We start from the raw sequence: 17,166 nt of genomic DNA on the forward strand, positions 1-17,166 counted from the left end.
CAAGGAAACTTATGGGGAACAGCAAAGGGAAGGCGCCAACACGCGCCTTCCCTTTTTAACGTTCTTATAGATCCCCTAATATCTTATCGTTCCGTGCGACCACTCTTAAGTAGTAGCCCTCGTACCACTCCAGCTCTTTTCCTGCCAGCTGGCTCGCATAGATTTTGCCGCTTCTTTCCTTCAGTGTATTCAAGAACCTGAGCATCACATCCTGCACAGTCAGAGGAGTATCGAATAGCTCCGAAAGAGAAGCCATTACCTCAGGCTGCACGTCTGGATAGTCAAATTTGGTCTGCTCGCCTTTTTTGGCGATTTCATAAAAACGGCGGATCAATTCAGCCCTTTCCTTCCCGCTGCCATCCACGCATAAATAAATCTGGACCGCGACCCCATTCCGCAGGCGGCGCTGGGAAATGCCCGCGAACTTTTTGCCGTTTATGCTGAGGTCGTAGCTGCCCGGACAGTATGATCCAACAATCTCTTTTGCCTCGATGACGTGAGGAAAATCGGAAAACATCTCCTTCACCATTTCCCACATCGAATCGTAGCCTCTATTAATATCAATTCCTTTTTCCGTATCCTTGAAGATGAGTGACAGATTCAAGACTCCCTGGTCAAGAACAACGGCAAGCCCGCCGGAATTCCTGACGATATGACGGAACCCGGCATTCTCAAGCAGCTGGAGACCTTCCTGCAGATATGGCAGCTTCGTATCCTGAATCCCCAATACGACGGTCTGATGATGGACCCATGAACGAGCTACCGATGGGGAATTCCCTGCTCCTACGGATGTACACAACGTATCATCCATGGCAAAGGACTGCAGCGCCCCGAATAACGGTCCGAGGCTGGATTGATCTATGATTCTCCATTCTTCTTGCTGTAAAAGTGATATCGCATTCATTCCGTTGTTCTCCTTTAATGACCTGGTCACAATTTCTTCTTTCGTCCCAATATCATACCACATTACCATTGGCACTAAAAAACCGGACTCCCTCAGGAATCCGGCCGTCTTACAAATTATAAGGATTGTCCTGCCGTGATCAATGCCAGTTTATAAACGTCTTCCTCGTTGCATCCACGGGAAAGGTCGTTAACAGGTGCATTCAAGCCTTGAAGGATTGGGCCGACTGCCTCGAATCCGCCTAGGCGCTGAGCGATTTTGTATCCGATATTCCCTGCTTCAAGGCTTGGGAAAACAAATACGTTTGCGTCTCCTTGAAGAACGGAATTCGGAGCTTTTTTCTTGCCGACAGATGGAACGAATGCAGCATCGAATTGAAGCTCTCCGTCAACTACCAAAGTAGGGTTGTTTTCTTTTACGATCTTGACTGCTTCCACTACTTTTTCCGTTTCAGGGGACTTTGCAGAACCCATTGTAGAGAAGCTCAACATGGCAACGCGTGGTTCGATATCGAACATTTCTGCTGTTTTTGCGCTTTCTGCTGCAATTTCAGCGAGGTCCTGGCTGTCAGGTGTGATATTGATGGCACAGTCAGCGAAAACGTACTTTTCATCTTCGCGCACCATGATGAATACGCCGGAAGTTTTGCGTACGCCTTCTTTTGTTTTGATGATTTGAAGAGCTGGACGCACGGTGTCAGCTGTAGAGTGCGCTGCACCGCTCACAAGTCCATCTGCAAGCTTCAAGTACACAAGCATTGTACCGAAGTAGTTTCCGTCCAGAAGGATCTTGCGTGCATCCTCTTCTGTTGCTTTACCTTTACGGCGTTCAACGAAAGCAGCTACCAGCTCGTCCATTTTTTCGTACGTTTTTGGATCGAATACTTCGATGCCATTCAATGACACGTTCAGTTCGCCTGCTTTTTCTTCAATTTGGTTTTTGTCCCCTACGAGGATCGGCTGAAGAATGTTTTCAGATGCAAGACGTCCTGCTGCTGCCAGGATGCGTTCATCCAATCCTTCCGGGAAAACGATTTTCACGTTTTGACCTGATACTTTTTCTTTTAATCCTGTAAATAAATCGCTCATTTTGGTTCCTCCTTGGTTGCCTTTACCCATTAGCATACTCCACTACTATCAAATTTCAAGAAAAAGGATGAATGGTATCGTTTACATCAAAAAAGTCTTTGTTTTCGGAATTTTGGTCCTCATTTCTATGTATCACCCACCTATCTTTCCCCTTTCAGAACGGCCTATTCTTTTTTCATTCATATGTAACATTCGGGTTTTGTACACAATATGATTGGCGAAACTATGATATAGTTAGGATGGAATTGGAATAAAAGACTGGAGTGATTTCAATGGCTGAAGCAGCACAAACATTGGATGGTTGGTATTCTTTGCATGATTTTCGCACAATGGACTGGTCTACTTGGAAAACGCTCTCAAGCGATGAGCGCCAAGCGGCAATTGTCGAATTTCATCGCTACTTGGACAAGTTGAACGATACACAAGCAAATCAAAACGGCAGTCATGCCCTTTATACAATCGTCGGCCAAAAAGCTGATTTCATGTTGATGATTCTTCGACCTACGATGGAAGAATTGAATCAATTGGAAAATGAATTCAACAAATTAAAGATTGCAGAATACACGATTCCTGCCTACTCTTATGTTTCTGTCGTAGAATTGAGCAACTACTTGCCTTCTGATGAAGATCCATACGAGAACCCGCATGTCCGTGCACGTCTGTACCCGACCCTTCCGCAGGCGAAGCATGTCTGCTTCTATCCTATGGATAAGCGCCGCGAAGGAAACGATAACTGGTATATGCTTCCTATGGAGGAAAGAAGGAGCCTCATGAGAAGCCACGGCATGATCGGACGCCAATATGCAGGCAAAGTCAAACAGATCATTACAGGCTCTGTCGGTTTCGATGACTACGAATGGGGCGTCACACTATTTGCAGATGACGTTCTTCAATTCAAAAAGCTTGTTTATGAAATGCGCTTTGATGAAGTGAGTGCACGCTACGGCGAATTTGGTGCATTCTTCGTCGGCAACTTCCTTGCTGAAGATAAAATCGCATCCTTCCTGCATGTGTAATTAACAATTTGATATCAAAGTATAAGAGTTCGGCAGACGGCCGGGCTCTTTCTTTTTGTCATAACTAATCCCTTCCACTCATACATATGAAATAGTGAAAAATAAGCCACTATTCATAGTTTCGCCCGGAAGAAGAGGTGAAATAATGGCTGTCATTCCTTATAACGAGGCAGAGGTTAAACTTTTAGCAAGATTGTTAAGAGCCGAAGCTGAGGGCGAAGGCGGGCTCGGCATGCTGATGGTAGGAAATGTGGGAGTGAACCGCGTCAGGGCTGACTGTCTGGACTTCAAAAAAATCACCAGCCTACAAAAGATGATTTATCAGAGTCCAGGGGGATTTGAAGCTGTCCAAAAAGGCTACTTTTATCAGCGGGCACGGGATAAAGAAATCAATTTAGCAAGAAAAACCATTAATGGAGGGAGGTATGATCCAGCTACTTTCTCCTTATGGTATTTCAGACCCGCAGGCGAATGTCCTGCACAATGGTATAACCAGCCCAACTCGGGCAGGTATAAATCCCATTGCTTCTTCCAGCCTACAAAGGCAAGCTGTGCAAGTGTCTATTAATTCCGTTCAGGAGGGATCGAAGTGAGCCAGCAATACAATCCAAAGATGTATGGTTATGACGGGTCATGGCAGCAAGGATATGGCCAGCAGCAGCAACCTTATTATGGTGGGGGATATCCTCAGTCAGGCGGCCAAAGCCAGGGGCAAACGCAGGGACAGGTGCCTTTTCCGACGAATGCGCCAATGAAAGGGACGAATGTGCCCGGGATGCTGCCTGCTGAAGAATCCTATATTGAAAATATCCTAAGGCTGAACAAAGGAAAATTAGCTACGGTTTACATGACGTTTGAAAACAAAAAGGAAAAAACGTTCAAAGGAATCATCGAGGCTGCCGGAAGGGATCACCTCATCATCAGCGACCCGCAGACGGGAACGCGCTATTTGCTCCCGATGATCTATTTGGATTACATCACGTTTGATGAAGAAATTGAATATCAATATCCATTTGGGGGCGGCGGTCTGTCCCACTATTCTCCAAGGTGATGACGAAAAAACCCGGCTTCTGCGAAGAAACCGGGTTTTTTCTGTTATTCTTATAAAGCTTTAGCTGCAAAGACGATTAATAAAATCCATCCTGCGAGAAATCCTAGACCGCCAAGCGGTGTAATGGCACCGAGGACGCTGATTTTCGTCAAGCTTAGGACATATAGACTTCCTGAGAACAGGATGATGCCGATCAGCATAAGCCATCCCGACCATGTTAGCAGCTGGCTTGATGCGTAGTTCCCTGCAACGATGCCAATTGCAATGATTCCAAGCGCATGGAACATTTGATATTGGACGGCCGTATGCCAAATGTCCATATATTTCTGAGACAGCTTTCCTTCCAGACCGTGCGCCCCGAATGCTCCCAATGCGACAGAAAGGAAAGCATTGATTGCTCCTATAATAATGAATGTCTTCACCTTTCATCCACTCCTCTTCCTAAATATCATTTACATACAAATTTGCTTCGTTTAAAAATCAAAAATGGAATCCCCGTTGGCGCCGTCATCCGTACTCATCGGTTTGGACTGCTCGACCTGCACATTCCTGACGGGCTCCTGCTGCTGCGGCCTAAAGCTCTGCATCCCTGCTTGTGAAGGAACGAATTTTGCGCTTTGGGGAGCCGACATCTCAAGTCCATCCCCGCTTTCAAGGATCAACTCGCACAACGTCTTCATTGATGCAACGTATTCCCTCATTTGACCTGTACTTCCTGCATTCTTGGCAGACGCCAATTCCTGCTCCAGTTTTTTCAACAGAACTGGATATGTAATGTTCATATCAATACACCCCATTATTATACATTTTCACAATCTATTATTAATAGACCATCCTTTAAGATGACATGAATTGTTCACAACCCATTCAATGGTAAACCTCTACGCCTCCATTGTACCCCATCTTCCCTGTTTCCTATCCTTCTGAAACACGCTTATTTAGGTATGAACTTCAGGCATTCCTGCCCGGAAGCCTGCTTGACCACTTTTGAAGGAACAAGGGCGCTTTTAAATCCATAGGCTTTGCATCCTCTTGGACTTTTTGCATCCCACGTGACGAAGAAATAGCGGCACTTAAAACAATTAATCTGGTTTCCTGCATCATTCATCTTTCTTTCCCCTTATCCGTCTTGTTCCACGTGAAACAAGTAAATTTTTGTCATTTTTCATCGATTTTTGGAATTCCCCACTTAATCTGCTCCTCGCCTTGTTCCATAAGAAGATGATTGATTTTAGAGAAGGGCCGGCTGCCAAAGAACCCTTTTCTTGCTGACAATGGACTTGGGTGTGGGGAGGTCAGTACTACGTGCTTCTCACAATCTATTAAATCCATTTTCTTCTGGGCAGGTTTCCCCCACAGCAAAAAGATGACAGGTTTTTCCCGCTCATTCAGTTTGGAAATGATGAGATCCGTGAAGGTTTCCCATCCTTTTTTCTGATGGGAATGGGCCTGTCCTTTTCTTACCGTCAAAACAGTATTCAGCAGCAGGACCCCTTGCTCACTCCAGCTCTTAAGGCAGCCATGGTCTGGAATTTCCTCTCCTGTATCTGCATGCATTTCTTTAAATATATTTCTTAAAGAAGGCGGGATTGCCACTCCAGGGAGAACTGAAAAGCTTAATCCATGCGCCTGCCCTTCGCCGTGATAAGGATCCTGGCCAAGGATGACGACCTTTACATCATGATAGGAAGTATATTTCAAAGCATTAAACACATCTTTTTTTTCTGGATAAATATTCTGAGTTTCATATTCTTCTTCAAGGAACTGTTCCAACTTCCTGAAATAGTCCTTTTCAAATTCCTGGGACAACAGGTTATCCCAATCATTATTCAATCGAGGTATCATTCTTCCGCCTCCTTTATAAGGACTGACCGAATTTCTTCTACTACCATACCACGTTTCGCTTGTTGATGGGGAAGCTTAAGGGTGCTGGAAATGAAGGCCAGGTTTTAAAGTCAAAATGATTGGGTTATATATGTAATACGTTTTTTCAATTCCTGACAATAAACGAAAACGATAATTCGAGGAGGAAACTGACTATGTATAAAGTTGAAGTCGTACAAAATGGTGTAGAAGCAGTCAATACGGTAGAGGCAATGAAGAGCCAGGGCTACGGCGAGGAAGAAATCTATATTTTCGCCCATAATCGTGATCGTTCAGAGGATTTGACGGAAGCTACGGATACTGGCGAGGTCAGCTTCAAGGAACAAGGTCTTTTTGAATCTTTCGGGAATCTTTTCCGCTCCCGCGGGGATGAACTCCGCTCTAAGATGCGTTCATTGGGTGTGACAGAGGTGGAAGCCGATCGCTTTGAATCGGAGCTTGATAAGGGTAAGTTGGTGCTGGTTGCTTCAAAAGAGGCGCATGACATGAACAATACGCATACTTATTAATAGAGAAGAAAAGGATTAGGATTAATAAATAGTGTCTATAAAAGAAAGAAGTGAAATCGCGCTGCCGATTTCACTTCTTTCTTTTAATTTTAGAGATATGCAGACAAGATCCTACCCTCTTGCCTCATATTTCCGTGGTTAACGGCTCTTTTACATGAGGGATCACGACTTACTTTTCTACATGCCTCTCAAACATAATGTAAGAGTAAAGTCTGTATCCTATTGCGATGATTACTAAGAGTGACCACCATTTTGATAATCCTGCAGATATTAAAGACCATCCAATAGCTAAAATAAGGGCAAGTACAAAACCTAAATTACCAGAAAAACCATTAAGCGGTTTGTTATCCAAGAAAAAGGTTTTTGCACTTTTTAAGTCCTTCGCATAGCAATCTGAATGATATGGCACTACCTTTAAAAATAAAACAGCGGTTACTAAATCATCTCTGAATTTTATTTCTTTTACGCATTTTTCGCAATACACTTTTTTTGTCAACAAAGCCACCCCTTTTTATGAAAATTCGTTTCCCTCTGATTATCCCTTTAATACGTATACGAATTAGTTTTAATTTTGATTCAAAAAACAAATAAAGATGCTGGACATTATTAGACAAAAGCAGTGAAAAGTAGTTTTCATATACGGATGTAGCTATTGGCAAGCAAGAATAGCAACTAAATAGAGTGGCCCCACTCAACAAGAACCTTGTTGAGTGGGGCCACTCTTCATTTATTTCCATGGGCTTTGTCCCAACCTCTTTTTGTTTAAAAACTGTATTTATAAATTGAGATTGAATCCACTCGCTTTCCGCGGACGAACTGGCGAGTCTCCTCGCTTCGCTGTGGGGTCTCGCCAGCCCGTTTTTCCGCCGGAGTCTCGCAGATTCCCTCTCAATCAACAAAAATCCCATTCTAAAATCAAACCTCATCTTCTTCCAGCCAACCACTTTTGCATTCTAACCAATCAACGATTGATATAGTTTTTTGGCCTGTGCCTCATCTGAGGTTCCGTGCACGAGTGCCCTCCCGTCATGGAATACGACGATTCGGTTTTCTCCTGTTTCGATAGACAGCAAGTATGGGTTGCCGCTTATCTCGTATCCTGCTTTTCTCGCTTGCAGCGCCATTGTCTGCAGATTCAGATCCTTCGGTGCGGCCGGCCTCACTTGGACCGTGCTTCTACCGCAAAGGACGGTTGTCTTCATGGCATTTTCCTTTTCTAAAAATGGATAGGACGGTGATTCGCCACACGTGAGACATTCCTCATCATGGATGGAGTCTGTCTTAACTGAAATATACTGATTGTGCCACAAATCAAAGGAGCGGTACTGCCCTGCCGCGGCGTCCTGATTCCCTGTCAACAGCTTCAATGCTTCCGCTGTTTGATGTGCGGCGACCATCTGTACGATTGGGGCGATGACACCCGCCGTTTCACACGTCTCTGTCTGGACGGGAACCCGTTTCAACAGGCAATGCAGGCATGGGGATTTTCCGGGAATCATCGTATAAGCCATACCGAAGCTCCCGACGCATCCTCCGTAGATCCAGGGGATCCCGTGCTTATACGCACAGTCGTTGATGATGAATCTCGTTTCAAAATTGTCCGTTCCATCAATGATGAGATCTGCTTCTGCTGCGAGTTTATCGAGCGTCTCGGGATCTGCTTCACCTACGATGGATTGAATATCGATCCATCCATTGATTTGGCCGAGCCTCTTCTCTGCGGCGGCAGCTTTTGGCCATTTCATTTCTGCATCCTCTTCGGCATACAGCTGCTGGCGCTGCAAATTGCTTTCCTCCACGTAGTCCCTGTCGATGATTGTGAGCTTGCCGACGCCGCTTCTGCCAAGCATCTCTGCCGCACTTGATCCGAGCGCACCAGCTCCCACAATCAGCACATGGCTCTCAGCAAGCTTCTTCTGTCCGTTTTCTCCAATAGGAGCAAATCTTATCTGTCTCGAGTACCGTTCCATGCTGCAATTCCCTTCCTTTCAACCGCGGATTTCCTTCTAATTTCAATCCCTATTGTCCACCTTATCCGCCGCTGACAGGTGGCAGGATGGCAACGGAATCTCCTTCTTTTAACACCGTCTCTGCATCTGCAAATTCTTCATTGACCGCAACCATGGCCTGAGGAAGTCTCGTCAATCGATACTCCTCTTCCATGACGGCCATTAAATCCTTCACGGTATTCCCTTGAAGCTCCAACTCCATTTCGCCTTGTCCCGCTTCTTCTTGCAAATGGGCAAATAACAGTACTTTAATCTTCAATTTCCGTCACCTCAGGCTTCCCAGTCTCATATGCTTTCGTTCCTTTTTGGTTTCCGATCCACTCTTTCCCATCTTCCCAATGCTCCTTCTTCCAGATAGGGACGATTTCTTTGATTCTTTCAATGGCATATCGGTTGGCGTCATAAGCGCTGTCACGATGAGGAGTGGAGACCGCTATCGCCACGGCAATATCCGTAATTTCCAAACGGCCGATCCTATGTACGATGACGACTTGTGCATCCGGCCACCTTTCCCCGATTTCCGTCCTGATCTGCTCCAATTTCTTCACAGCCATTGCTTCGTATGCTTGATATTCTAAATATAGGGTCCTTTTACCCCCTGTCAATTCTCTGACCGTTCCGATGAAAAGAGCAACGGCTCCGGCTTCGGGACGGATGACCCGCGAAGTGATTTCCTCCACTTTGATTGGCTCTTTCGTAATGCTGCAGCTATTCACAATATATCCCCTTCCTCGATCTTTCTGCGTGCTGTCTCGTAGTCTTCCGGTGTATTCATATTGAAAAGAAGCCATTCCAGCTTTTCTGCATCCCATTCGGGTGCGTCTTCTTCCTGAACTTGCTTCACAGTTATGCGGTCAATCATATCCTGCATTTTTCTTTTACCCAAAATAAGCTGTTCTTCAACAATCGGTAAAATCCTCTTATGGTAGCAGGCGAAAAGTGGATGACTGCGTTCCTTCAAACAAGGAATGACAGCATCGTATCCTTCTTCCAGCACTTCCGCCAGCCAGCTTGCCATCTGTACAGATGCAAAAGGCATATCGCAGGCAACCAGGCAGACTGCATCTGATCGGCTGGTTTTTAACCCTGTGTATAGTCCGGCAAGAGGACCGTCCCCTTTGAAACATTCAATATCCGGCATGACTTTGACATGCTCCCTGCTGATTTCCAATCCGTCATTGGCAACGACAAGGATTTCCTCGGAATGATTGGCAAACCGGTCGATCTGCCTTTCGATCATAGGGCGGCCATCAAGCTGCAGCATATGTTTCTTTTGGCCCATTCTCGACGATTGTCCGCCAGCCAACAGCAGAGTCGACCATTTCATCGCTTCACGCCCTTTTCACTTCATTTTTATAGTCAAAAAAATTTGTCATTAGGTTGGGAATGATTTATTCTAAAAAAAGAGTTTATATCAAGGCTGTTTTCGTAAACTATGTTGTTAAAATCTTAATGCCGATTTTAACGTAAAACTAGCTGACTGGTGCGCTGAGTTGGAGTATCCAGGCTCTTTTCGAGCTAAATCTTCGGCAAAAATTGCATAAGTTATCCTGTTTTAATGCGTAAAGCAACAATCTTTAAGAAAAGAGCCTATATCAATGATAATCAATTGCCGATAGATGTTTCAAATATAAAGGGGGATTTTTCATGACGATGAAAAAAGTTTTAACAATCGCAGGTTCTGATTCCAGCGGCGGCGCAGGGATCCAGGCTGATTTAAAGACATTCCAGGAGCATGACGTATACGGCATGTCCGCTTTGACGACTATTGTCGCAATGGACCCTAAAAACCACTGGCACCACAACGTTTTCCCACAGGCTGCCAGTACAGTTGAAGCCCAGTTGGAAACCATTCTTTCCGTTGGCATCGACTCTATGAAAACAGGGATGCTCGGTTCTGTGGAAATCATCGAACTGGCTGCACGCAAAATTGATGAGTTCGGCCTTTCTAAAGTGGTCATCGACCCTGTCATGATCTGCAAAGGGGAAGATGAGGTCCTCCATCCGGAAACAACGGATGCCATGAGGGAACTTCTTTTGCCTAGAGCACTTGTTGTCACGCCAAATCTGTTCGAAGCTGGTCAATTGGCTCAAAACGGACCATTGAAATCCATCGATGATATGAAAGAAGCGGCCCGCAAAATCCATGAACTGGGTGCTAAGAACGTTGTCATCAAAGGCGGCAAGCAGCTGCAGCATGATAATGCGGTCGATCTATTCTATGATGGATCCGAGTTCACATTGCTGGAAGCTGAAAAAGTGGATACTTCCTACAACCACGGAGCAGGCTGTACATTCGCTGCTGCCATCACAGCTAATCTGGCAAACGGCTTGACTGTCGAAGCTGCTGTGAGAGATGCAAAGAAATTCGTGACAGCTGCCATCCAGCACGGCTTCAAGCTTAATGAATATGTAGGACCGGTCATGCACGGCGCCTATAACCGTATTCAGGAATAGTTTTTTGAACATAATAATGATAGCTAAAAAGGTTCGGTTCATCCGGGCCTTTTTTTGATGATGAAAAAAACTGAAACAGGGTTTTCGCATTCATAAAGGAATTTTAGTAATATGGTAATAGACATTGACGTTTAGTCAGAAGAAGGAGGACCTGGAATGGAACCTATTACGATTGGGAATGTTCAGCCTTTAATTGATCAATTCGCCGGAAAGCCGGTCTATATACATTTAGAAACAACAAATGGTGCATACGCCTCCCATTTTAACGAGGGATTTTTCTCCGCAGGCGCCTATATCCGCAATGCCAAAGTGACTTATGAACATGGCAAAATCGTCGGCGACGGCCCGTTCAGAACAGGATTGAAGCTTGAAATCGGCTGGATTTATGCTGAAGGATTGACACACTTTGAAATGGATGAAGAAGGACGTCTCCTGATGGCAGGCCACGGATTTGACGGCAAGCTTGCAGTTGCATTGGAAATCAGCGAAACACCATTTGAGTGATCAGAAAGGAGCGAGAAAATAATGGAAAAAGAACGACAAGTATTAGTGGTCTTCCCCCATCCCGATGATGAAGCATTTGGGGTGTCCGGGACCATCGCGACCCATATCCAAAACGGCACACCTGTTACCTATGCGTGCCTTACACTAGGTCAAATGGGCAGAAATCTGGGGAATCCCCCTTTCGCAACGAGGGAATCCCTGCCGAAAATCAGGAAGAGAGAACTCCAAAAAGCAGCAGAAGTCATGGGCATCCAGGATTTGCGCATGATGGGGCTTCGTGATAAGACAGTAGAATTTGAAGACGATAAAAAAATGACAAAAATGATCAGCGATATGATTGAAGAACTTAATCCATCCTTGATCATCACATTCTACCCTGAATTTTCCGTCCATCCGGACCATGAAGCGACGGCTCGTGCTGTTGTAAGGGCAGTACGACAAATGCCGGAGCAGGACCGTCCGAAGCTGCACTGCGTCGCTTTTTCAAAGGGATGCGAGGAAATCCTCGGGGCGCCAGATATCCGGAATGACATCAGCCATGTGCTGGACATCAAACTTGGCGCCATGAAGGCCCACAACTCCCAGACAGCTTGGATGCTGGCTGAAATGGAGGAGAAGTGGAAAAACAAAGACCCTGAAGTCATGAACCGCTTCCAATTTGAACGCTTTTGGAGCTATCAGTGGGATAAAGACAACGTCAAATAAGTAATTTTAGGCACCATCCTCTCTCTTGTGAAAGGATGGTGCCTTTTTTGTCGAAGAATTTTTCAATTAGTGAGTGATTACTCACTTTACAAACGCGTTAAAATGCATTAACCTAAAAGTGAGTAATCACTCACTTGCATTATCCATACAAAATCTGAGGTGGTAAATCATGAACACAATCGTGAACGTAGACCACGTTTCCAAATCGTTCGGATCCCATGAAGTGCTGAAGGACATTACACTTTCAGTTCAAGAGGGAGAAATCTACGGTCTTCTTGGGCCGTCGGGTTCAGGAAAAACAACGCTCGTAAAAATGATGATGGGGCTTGAAAAAGCAACTTCCGGGGAAATCACCGTCCATCAAACAGTAATGCCTTCTCTTACGCCATTAGTAAACATCGGTTATATGGCTCAATCAGATGCGCTTTATACAGACCTGACAGCAAAAGAAAACCTGGAATTCTTCGCTTCTCTATATGGGCTTGGAGGCAAAAGAAAAAAGGAACGGATACAGGCGGTCATGGAAATCGTCGGACTGCAAAATGACCTTTCCAAGACGATCCATCAATATTCCGGCGGCATGAAGAGGCGTCTTTCCTTAGCCATCTCCCTTCTTCACGAACCAAAACTGCTGATCCTGGATGAACCGACCGTCGGAATCGACCCCGTCCTCCGCAAAAGCATATGGGAGCAGTTTCAGGCCTTGAAGAAAGCGGGAACGGCCATTTTTGTCACGACACATGTAATGGATGAGGCGGAACGCTGCGACAAGCTGGGATTGATCCGAGACGGACTTCTGATTGCCAATGATTCACCTGAAGCCGTGAAACAATCCAATGGAGTACATTCGATTGAAGAAGTATTCCTTCTTTCTGGAGGTGTCCACCATGCGAATTAGTGCTTTTGTTTTGCGAATCATCCGTCAAATCCTTCGTGATAAGCGAACGCTTGCCTTGATACTGTTTGCCCCGCTCCTTATTTTGACGATGCTGTGGCTGGTATTTGACAGCAGCGATTATAAACCTAAGGTAGGAGTGGTTTATGAGCAGGGTGCGCAAAAAAGTGAATCTCTTAGTTCAGAATTCAAAGATTTCAAGACTCAGAATGAAGCGACAAAGTCCTTGAAAAATGACGATTTGGATGGCTATTTACTTTTCGGACCTCATCCTAAAATCGTCCTGGAAGGCAGCGATCCATCTCGCAACCGTGCCGTTCTTAAAGAGATCCAGGATGCCATGCCTGTTTTCCAGCCAAAGAGTGCTTCGAAATTACCTGTAGACTATGTATATGGCAGCAAAGACATGGGGCAATTCGATTCATTCGGTCCTGTATTGCTCGGGTTCTTCTGCTTTTTCTTTGTCTTTCTGATCAGCGGCGTCTCTTTCCTGAGAGAGCGCACTTCCGGGACTTTGGAGCGGCTGCTTGCCAGCCCGATTAAAATTTGGGAAATGGTCATCAGCTATGTCATTGGATTCGGGATTTTCATGATCATCCAGGCATCCCTTATTTCCCTATACGCCATCTATGTCTTGGATATGCTGATGACTGGGAGCTTCATTAACGTACTGATCATCATCCTGCTGCTGTCATTGACAGCATTGACGCTTGGCATCCTATTGTCTGCTTTTGCACGCAACGAGCTCCAGATGATGCAATTCATCCCGCTGGTCATCGTGCCGCAGATCTTTTTCTCCGGATTGTTCAATCTGGATGCCATTTCTGACTGGCTCAGCTGGATCGGTCCGATCACACCGCTATACTATGCGGCCCAAGCTCTGAAGGACGTGATGATCAAGGGCTACTCCTTCACGGATATCCTTACACCGGTCCTAGTATTAACAGGGTTCTCTTTAGCCTTTATCCTGCTGAACATCCTTGCCTTGAATAAGTATAGAAAAGCATCATGACCCTATCCTATTAGGCTGATCCCTGCCAATTGTTGTACAATGAAGGAAGTAAATGAATTCAACGAGGAGATCGACATGTCTGAAGAAAACCAGATGCTTAATTTGCTGATTGAAAACCAGGATGGCGTGACGGAAAAACAAAAAAAGATACTAGAAGCGGCCGTCGAGATTTTTTCCGAAAAAGGCTATGCCGCAAGTTCCACCAGTGAAATTGCCAAAAAAGCAGGCGTCGCGGAAGGCACCATCTTCCGTCATTATAAAACGAAAAAAGATTTACTATTTTCCATTGTTGCACCGACCATGACTAAACTGATTGCGCCTTTCATCATCCGCGACCTTAATAAGGTGCTGGATAAGGATTATGAGGAATTTGAGGATTTTCTCAGAGCCATCATTGCGAACAGGCAGGCGTTTGCCAAGGAAAATACGAACATGATTAAAATCCTGGTTCAGGAAATCCCCTTTCATCCTGAGCTGAAGGAGCAATTCACAAAGAATATTGCCCTTAAGGTTTTTGAAAGGCTGAAAGAAGTCGTCGTTCATTACCAGAAGAATGGCCAAATTATCGAATTGCCGCCAGAATCCGTCGTTCGGATGCTGGGCTCGACCATCATCGGCTACTTATTGGCGAGGCACATCATGGCCCCGGAAGCCGATTGGAACGATGAAAAGGAAATCGAAAACATGATATCTTTTATCTTAAACGGTATAAAAAAGTAGGAAATGCCCCGGAGCTCGAATGGCTGCCGGGGCATTTTTACGTATGGGTTATACAGTTGCTTTCATTGCTTCAAAAATAGCTTTGGCTACGCCGTCTTCTTCGTTGGTTGCTGTATGGAATTCGCAATAATCCTTGATTCCCTGTGCGGCATTTCCCATCGCCACGGGTCTTCCTGCCTTTTTCATCATAGACAGATCATTGAAGTTGTCCCCAATGGCCATCGTCTTGGAAAGGTCGAGGCCATGCTCTTCCACAAACTTCTCCAAAGCGATTCCCTTCTGTGCATGGACATTGGTGATTTCCAAGTTCTCTTTCCCTGATGAACTGACTGCTATCCCCTCTATCTCCTTCAATGGCCCTTCTGCATTTTCAAGAGCCTGATCGTCGAAAGAGAATGCAAGAAATTTATAAATCGTATAAGAGGGATCATCAAAGATTTCCTGGTAGTGGTCAATCACTGAAATATGACCTTCTGAGAAGCGCTTCTTGGCACCATCCCTGATCTGCTGTTCACTGACATGCGGATTCGCTGATTGAATGATATCCATGATGATATCGATTCCCTTTTCATAGTCTTCAGTATACGTCCCTTTATTGGTGTAGATTTCAAAATAGATGCCATGCTCTTTCAATTGGCGGGAAACCTCAGCTGAAGCCTTTGCATCCATTCCGCTGACGTGGATGACCTCTCCTTCACGGTTGCGGGTTTCAGCTCCATTGACACAAATGATCGGACATTCAATCCCTGCTTCATCAAGGGCAAACCTTGCTTCTGTATAAGATCTTCCTGTCGCAACGACCACTTGTATCCCTTTTTCCTGCGCTTCCATTATCGCGCGGCGGTTGGCTTCGCTTACTTTCTGTTTAGAATTCAATAATGTTCCGTCCATATCCGTTGCAATACATTCTATCATGCTGTACACACCTTCTCTTAAGTATTATCCCCCGTCATTTTAACAGACTGGGAGGGATTTCAAAAAAGATACGATTATCATCGCTTCGTATCCGTCAGAACTTAAAGATATTTGCTTCCTTCCCGGATGCTGAGTTTCGCCAGTGGATGGCTTTCAATAAATGCCCGCACCGAATCCGGATTCGTTTTTGAGTATTCCCTTAACGCCCACCCAATGGATTTCTGGATAAAAAATTCTTTGGAATCATTATTCTGCAAGATGATTTCATAAAGGAACTTCTCATCCGTTGATGCTTTGTATTTAAGCTGGAATAGAATAGCCGTCCTGCGCAGCCACATATTTTCATGCGCACCCCAGCCCCTCAGCACTTCTTCCTTCAATTCCGGATAATTCCCGGCAAGAATTCCTGCAAAATTAGAAGCAAGGCTATCTACAGTATCCCACCAAGATTTGTGCGTTATTAAATATTCGATTAAGCTTATGTCCTCTTTCGGCCGTTTCTTTATGTATTTTCCATAATAATCAAGAGCCATATACTGATATTCCCGCTCAGGCTTTTTCCAAAGTTCAAGGAGGAATTCCTGGTCAAACGGCTCTTTATGTATGACCGTCTCGGAAAAAAATGTTTTCGCCAATTCTTTCCTTACCGGACTTTTGATGCCCAGAAAGGGAAAGTGTCCTTTCATATAGACTTCCATTGCAGGAGCCTGTTCCTTATTGGCATTTGATCGAAATAGTTCTTCAAGGATGCTGATGCCCATCTTATTTCCCCCGATCTCTTTTTTTACATCATACTTTACTGAACACTGCCATTTCCAATTATATACTTTAAGTGCCCGGTTGATTGTCTTCTTATCAAAACAAGTCTATAATTGTATGTACAAATACTTTTAAAAGTGGTGATCGTATGCTCGACGGCTATTTTAAAAATTGCTTATATTTCTCCGCGAACCGCTTATCCCGGATCATGACGAAAATGGCGGAAGAATCGTTTGCCCCCATCGGTTTGTCCCCAACGTATGCTTTTTTGATCATGGCAGCACTCGAAGAGCCGGGGCTCACTCAAAAGCGTCTGAGTGAAAAGCTTCATATTGCGCCCTCCACCTGCACACGGTTTGTCGATAAACTGGAAGTGAAACATCTTGTGGAACGGAAGCAGGAAGGCAAGATGGTTTATATCCATCCTACCTCAAAAGCAGAAGACCTTCTTCCTGAAATTAAAAAGTGTTGGAAGCAGCTCTATGAACGCTACTGCGACCTCCTCGGCAAAGAGATGGCGGATCAATTGTCTAAAGATCTGCACAATGCCGGAGAAATACTGGAATAGTACCCTCTGCCACAAAATAGGCAGAGGTTTTTAAATTTTCTAACTTTTTGAAGGATTCCCTTTCTCTTTGTAGAAATATTCCAATTGGGGATAGAGAGGCTTTCTGCGTTGTTCTAATTCAAATGACAGAGGCCATAAAGCTATTTATACAAAGGGGGAAACGGATTGAA

General features: G+C 44.9%; 24 protein-coding genes. 11 read left to right on the forward strand and 13 right to left on the reverse strand.

Features of this window, described 5'->3' with window-relative positions; all coding sequences use genetic code 11:
- Nucleotides 1-64: 64 nt before the first annotated feature.
- Together ABTV07_RS19255 and pta are read right to left on the reverse strand one after the other, a co-directional pair.
- Nucleotides 65-904 carry a lipoate--protein ligase family protein gene (locus tag ABTV07_RS19255; protein ID WP_433751359.1) on the reverse strand — a complete coding sequence of 280 codons (840 nt, stop codon included), beginning with the start codon at nt 902-904 and terminating at the stop codon, nt 65-67.
- Nucleotides 905-1,020: 116 nt separating this feature from the next.
- Entirely contained in the window at nt 1,021-1,992 is a 972-nt protein-coding gene (pta, locus tag ABTV07_RS19260) for a phosphate acetyltransferase (RefSeq protein ID WP_433745514.1), read from the reverse strand.
- A 272-nt stretch (nt 1,993-2,264) separates the two neighbouring features.
- Between pta and hemQ the strand changes: the two genes are divergently transcribed.
- The 3 genes from hemQ (at nt 2,265) to gerQ (ending at nt 4,059) form a co-directional block, all read left to right on the forward strand.
- Complete coding sequence (gene hemQ / locus ABTV07_RS19265; RefSeq protein WP_433745517.1) at nt 2,265-3,008, forward strand: hydrogen peroxide-dependent heme synthase; 744 nt, start codon at nt 2,265-2,267, stop codon at nt 3,006-3,008.
- 145 nt (nt 3,009-3,153) lie between these two features.
- On the forward strand, nt 3,154-3,576 hold the full coding sequence (locus ABTV07_RS19270) for a cell wall hydrolase (RefSeq protein WP_433745520.1): 423 nt from the start codon (nt 3,154-3,156) through the stop codon (nt 3,574-3,576).
- 45 nt (nt 3,577-3,621) lie between these two features.
- A complete protein-coding gene (gene gerQ / locus ABTV07_RS19275; protein WP_433751361.1) occupies nt 3,622-4,059 on the forward strand; it encodes a spore coat protein GerQ in 438 nt (145 codons plus the stop codon).
- Between the two features lie 50 nt (nt 4,060-4,109).
- On the opposite strand, the gene ABTV07_RS19280 is transcribed toward gerQ, so the two are convergent.
- The 4 genes from ABTV07_RS19280 to ABTV07_RS19295 all read right to left on the reverse strand — a co-directional run bounded on the left by ABTV07_RS19280 (nt 4,110) and on the right by ABTV07_RS19295 (nt 5,904).
- Nucleotides 4,110-4,481, reverse strand: a complete 372-nt coding sequence (locus ABTV07_RS19280; protein WP_433745522.1) for a DUF423 domain-containing protein — start codon at nt 4,479-4,481, stop codon at nt 4,110-4,112.
- Nucleotides 4,482-4,532: 51 nt separating this feature from the next.
- Nucleotides 4,533-4,841 (reverse strand): YwdI family protein, encoded by a 309-nt coding sequence (locus ABTV07_RS19285; protein ID WP_433745524.1) that lies wholly within the window; start codon nt 4,839-4,841, stop codon nt 4,533-4,535.
- 152 nt (nt 4,842-4,993) lie between these two features.
- Nucleotides 4,994-5,167, reverse strand: coding sequence for a uracil-DNA glycosylase (locus ABTV07_RS19290; protein ID WP_433745527.1), 174 nt, complete (start codon nt 5,165-5,167; stop codon nt 4,994-4,996).
- A gap of 50 nt (nt 5,168-5,217) precedes the next feature.
- Nucleotides 5,218-5,904: a uracil-DNA glycosylase gene (locus ABTV07_RS19295; RefSeq protein ID WP_433745530.1), complete on the reverse strand. Its 687-nt coding sequence runs from the start codon at nt 5,902-5,904 to the stop codon at nt 5,218-5,220.
- A gap of 194 nt (nt 5,905-6,098) precedes the next feature.
- On the opposite strand from ABTV07_RS19295, the gene ABTV07_RS19300 reads away from it, so the two are divergent.
- Nucleotides 6,099-6,452 (forward strand): general stress protein, encoded by a 354-nt coding sequence (locus ABTV07_RS19300; RefSeq protein ID WP_433745532.1) that lies wholly within the window; start codon nt 6,099-6,101, stop codon nt 6,450-6,452.
- A 169-nt stretch (nt 6,453-6,621) separates the two neighbouring features.
- On the opposite strand, the gene ABTV07_RS19305 is transcribed toward ABTV07_RS19300, so the two are convergent.
- The 5 genes from ABTV07_RS19305 to mobA all read right to left on the reverse strand — a co-directional run bounded on the left by ABTV07_RS19305 (nt 6,622) and on the right by mobA (nt 9,788).
- On the reverse strand, nt 6,622-6,948 hold the full coding sequence (locus ABTV07_RS19305) for a hypothetical protein (RefSeq protein WP_433745535.1): 327 nt from the start codon (nt 6,946-6,948) through the stop codon (nt 6,622-6,624).
- A gap of 457 nt (nt 6,949-7,405) precedes the next feature.
- A complete protein-coding gene (locus tag ABTV07_RS19310; protein ID WP_433745537.1) occupies nt 7,406-8,422 on the reverse strand; it encodes a ThiF family adenylyltransferase in 1,017 nt (338 codons plus the stop codon).
- Nucleotides 8,423-8,483: 61 nt separating this feature from the next.
- On the reverse strand, nt 8,484-8,720 hold the full coding sequence (moaD, locus tag ABTV07_RS19315) for a molybdopterin converting factor subunit 1 (protein WP_433745539.1): 237 nt from the start codon (nt 8,718-8,720) through the stop codon (nt 8,484-8,486).
- Nucleotides 8,710-9,177, reverse strand: a complete 468-nt coding sequence (locus tag ABTV07_RS19320) for a molybdenum cofactor biosynthesis protein MoaE (RefSeq protein WP_433745541.1) — start codon at nt 9,175-9,177, stop codon at nt 8,710-8,712. The genes moaD and ABTV07_RS19320 overlap by 11 nt, the downstream gene beginning before the upstream one ends.
- The gene (gene mobA / locus ABTV07_RS19325; protein ID WP_433745544.1) at nt 9,174-9,788 is read right to left on the reverse strand and encodes a molybdenum cofactor guanylyltransferase; all 615 of its coding nucleotides are present in this window, start codon (nt 9,786-9,788) and stop codon (nt 9,174-9,176) included. Before mobA ends, ABTV07_RS19320 begins: the two co-directional genes overlap by 4 nt.
- A 320-nt stretch (nt 9,789-10,108) precedes the next feature.
- Here mobA and pdxK point away from each other — a divergent pair, with 320 nt between their 5' ends.
- The 6 genes from pdxK (at nt 10,109) to ABTV07_RS19355 (ending at nt 14,754) form a co-directional block, all read left to right on the forward strand.
- Nucleotides 10,109-10,918, forward strand: a complete 810-nt coding sequence (gene pdxK / locus ABTV07_RS19330) for a pyridoxine/pyridoxal/pyridoxamine kinase (RefSeq protein WP_433745546.1) — start codon at nt 10,109-10,111, stop codon at nt 10,916-10,918.
- A gap of 156 nt (nt 10,919-11,074) precedes the next feature.
- Nucleotides 11,075-11,422: a YojF family protein gene (locus ABTV07_RS19335; RefSeq protein ID WP_114745841.1), complete on the forward strand. Its 348-nt coding sequence runs from the start codon at nt 11,075-11,077 to the stop codon at nt 11,420-11,422.
- Between the two features lie 21 nt (nt 11,423-11,443).
- Entirely contained in the window at nt 11,444-12,127 is a 684-nt protein-coding gene (gene bshB2, locus ABTV07_RS19340) for a bacillithiol biosynthesis deacetylase BshB2 (protein ID WP_433745550.1), read from the forward strand.
- A 169-nt stretch (nt 12,128-12,296) separates the two neighbouring features.
- Nucleotides 12,297-13,025 carry an ABC transporter ATP-binding protein gene (locus tag ABTV07_RS19345; protein ID WP_433745552.1) on the forward strand — a complete coding sequence of 243 codons (729 nt, stop codon included), beginning with the start codon at nt 12,297-12,299 and terminating at the stop codon, nt 13,023-13,025.
- Nucleotides 13,015-14,034, forward strand: coding sequence for an ABC transporter permease (locus ABTV07_RS19350; RefSeq protein WP_433745554.1), 1,020 nt, complete (start codon nt 13,015-13,017; stop codon nt 14,032-14,034). Before ABTV07_RS19345 ends, ABTV07_RS19350 begins: the two co-directional genes overlap by 11 nt.
- A 75-nt stretch (nt 14,035-14,109) precedes the next feature.
- Complete coding sequence (locus tag ABTV07_RS19355) at nt 14,110-14,754, forward strand: TetR/AcrR family transcriptional regulator (RefSeq protein ID WP_114745837.1); 645 nt, start codon at nt 14,110-14,112, stop codon at nt 14,752-14,754.
- 48 nt (nt 14,755-14,802) lie between these two features.
- Here ABTV07_RS19355 and ABTV07_RS19360 read toward each other — a convergent pair whose 3' ends face one another.
- Both ABTV07_RS19360 and ABTV07_RS19365 read right to left on the reverse strand, forming a co-directional pair.
- The gene (locus ABTV07_RS19360; RefSeq protein WP_433745557.1) at nt 14,803-15,669 is read right to left on the reverse strand and encodes a Cof-type HAD-IIB family hydrolase; all 867 of its coding nucleotides are present in this window, start codon (nt 15,667-15,669) and stop codon (nt 14,803-14,805) included.
- A gap of 101 nt (nt 15,670-15,770) precedes the next feature.
- Nucleotides 15,771-16,430 carry a DNA alkylation repair protein gene (locus ABTV07_RS19365; RefSeq protein WP_433745560.1) on the reverse strand — a complete coding sequence of 220 codons (660 nt, stop codon included), beginning with the start codon at nt 16,428-16,430 and terminating at the stop codon, nt 15,771-15,773.
- A 146-nt stretch (nt 16,431-16,576) separates the two neighbouring features.
- On the opposite strand from ABTV07_RS19365, the gene ABTV07_RS19370 reads away from it, so the two are divergent.
- Nucleotides 16,577-16,996 carry a MarR family winged helix-turn-helix transcriptional regulator gene (locus tag ABTV07_RS19370; protein WP_433745562.1) on the forward strand — a complete coding sequence of 140 codons (420 nt, stop codon included), beginning with the start codon at nt 16,577-16,579 and terminating at the stop codon, nt 16,994-16,996.
- The last annotated feature ends 170 nt before the right edge of the window (nt 16,997-17,166 follow it).

It is taken from the genome of Falsibacillus pallidus (genome assembly GCF_050990905.1).
Classification (GTDB): Bacteria; Bacillota; Bacilli; order Bacillales; family DSM-25281; genus Falsibacillus; species Falsibacillus pallidus_A.

What these genes read in the sequence shown, in the direction of transcription:
- ABTV07_RS19255 (WP_433751359.1), bottom strand. Translation starts at nt 904, where the DNA reads ATGAATGCGATATCACTTTTACAGCAAGAAGAATGGAGAATCATAGAT.
- pta (WP_433745514.1), bottom strand. Translation starts at nt 1,992, where the DNA reads ATGAGCGATTTATTTACAGGATTAAAAGAAAAAGTATCAGGTCAAAAC.
- hemQ (WP_433745517.1), top strand. Translation starts at nt 2,265, where the DNA reads ATGGCTGAAGCAGCACAAACATTGGATGGTTGGTATTCTTTGCATGAT.
- ABTV07_RS19270 (WP_433745520.1), top strand. Translation starts at nt 3,154, where the DNA reads ATGGCTGTCATTCCTTATAACGAGGCAGAGGTTAAACTTTTAGCAAGA.
- gerQ (WP_433751361.1), top strand. Translation starts at nt 3,622, where the DNA reads ATGTATGGTTATGACGGGTCATGGCAGCAAGGATATGGCCAGCAGCAG.
- ABTV07_RS19285 (WP_433745524.1), bottom strand. Translation starts at nt 4,841, where the DNA reads ATGAACATTACATATCCAGTTCTGTTGAAAAAACTGGAGCAGGAATTG.
- ABTV07_RS19290 (WP_433745527.1), bottom strand. Translation starts at nt 5,167, where the DNA reads ATGAATGATGCAGGAAACCAGATTAATTGTTTTAAGTGCCGCTATTTC.
- ABTV07_RS19295 (WP_433745530.1), bottom strand. Translation starts at nt 5,904, where the DNA reads ATGATACCTCGATTGAATAATGATTGGGATAACCTGTTGTCCCAGGAA.
- ABTV07_RS19300 (WP_433745532.1), top strand. Translation starts at nt 6,099, where the DNA reads ATGTATAAAGTTGAAGTCGTACAAAATGGTGTAGAAGCAGTCAATACG.
- ABTV07_RS19310 (WP_433745537.1), bottom strand. Translation starts at nt 8,422, where the DNA reads ATGGAACGGTACTCGAGACAGATAAGATTTGCTCCTATTGGAGAAAAC.
- mobA (WP_433745544.1), bottom strand. Translation starts at nt 9,788, where the DNA reads ATGAAATGGTCGACTCTGCTGTTGGCTGGCGGACAATCGTCGAGAATG.
- pdxK (WP_433745546.1), top strand. Translation starts at nt 10,109, where the DNA reads ATGACGATGAAAAAAGTTTTAACAATCGCAGGTTCTGATTCCAGCGGC.
- ABTV07_RS19335 (WP_114745841.1), top strand. Translation starts at nt 11,075, where the DNA reads ATGGAACCTATTACGATTGGGAATGTTCAGCCTTTAATTGATCAATTC.
- bshB2 (WP_433745550.1), top strand. Translation starts at nt 11,444, where the DNA reads ATGGAAAAAGAACGACAAGTATTAGTGGTCTTCCCCCATCCCGATGAT.
- ABTV07_RS19345 (WP_433745552.1), top strand. Translation starts at nt 12,297, where the DNA reads ATGAACACAATCGTGAACGTAGACCACGTTTCCAAATCGTTCGGATCC.
- ABTV07_RS19350 (WP_433745554.1), top strand. Translation starts at nt 13,015, where the DNA reads ATGCGAATTAGTGCTTTTGTTTTGCGAATCATCCGTCAAATCCTTCGT.
- ABTV07_RS19355 (WP_114745837.1), top strand. Translation starts at nt 14,110, where the DNA reads ATGTCTGAAGAAAACCAGATGCTTAATTTGCTGATTGAAAACCAGGAT.
- ABTV07_RS19360 (WP_433745557.1), bottom strand. Translation starts at nt 15,669, where the DNA reads ATGATAGAATGTATTGCAACGGATATGGACGGAACATTATTGAATTCT.
- ABTV07_RS19365 (WP_433745560.1), bottom strand. Translation starts at nt 16,430, where the DNA reads ATGGGCATCAGCATCCTTGAAGAACTATTTCGATCAAATGCCAATAAG.
- ABTV07_RS19370 (WP_433745562.1), top strand. Translation starts at nt 16,577, where the DNA reads ATGCTCGACGGCTATTTTAAAAATTGCTTATATTTCTCCGCGAACCGC.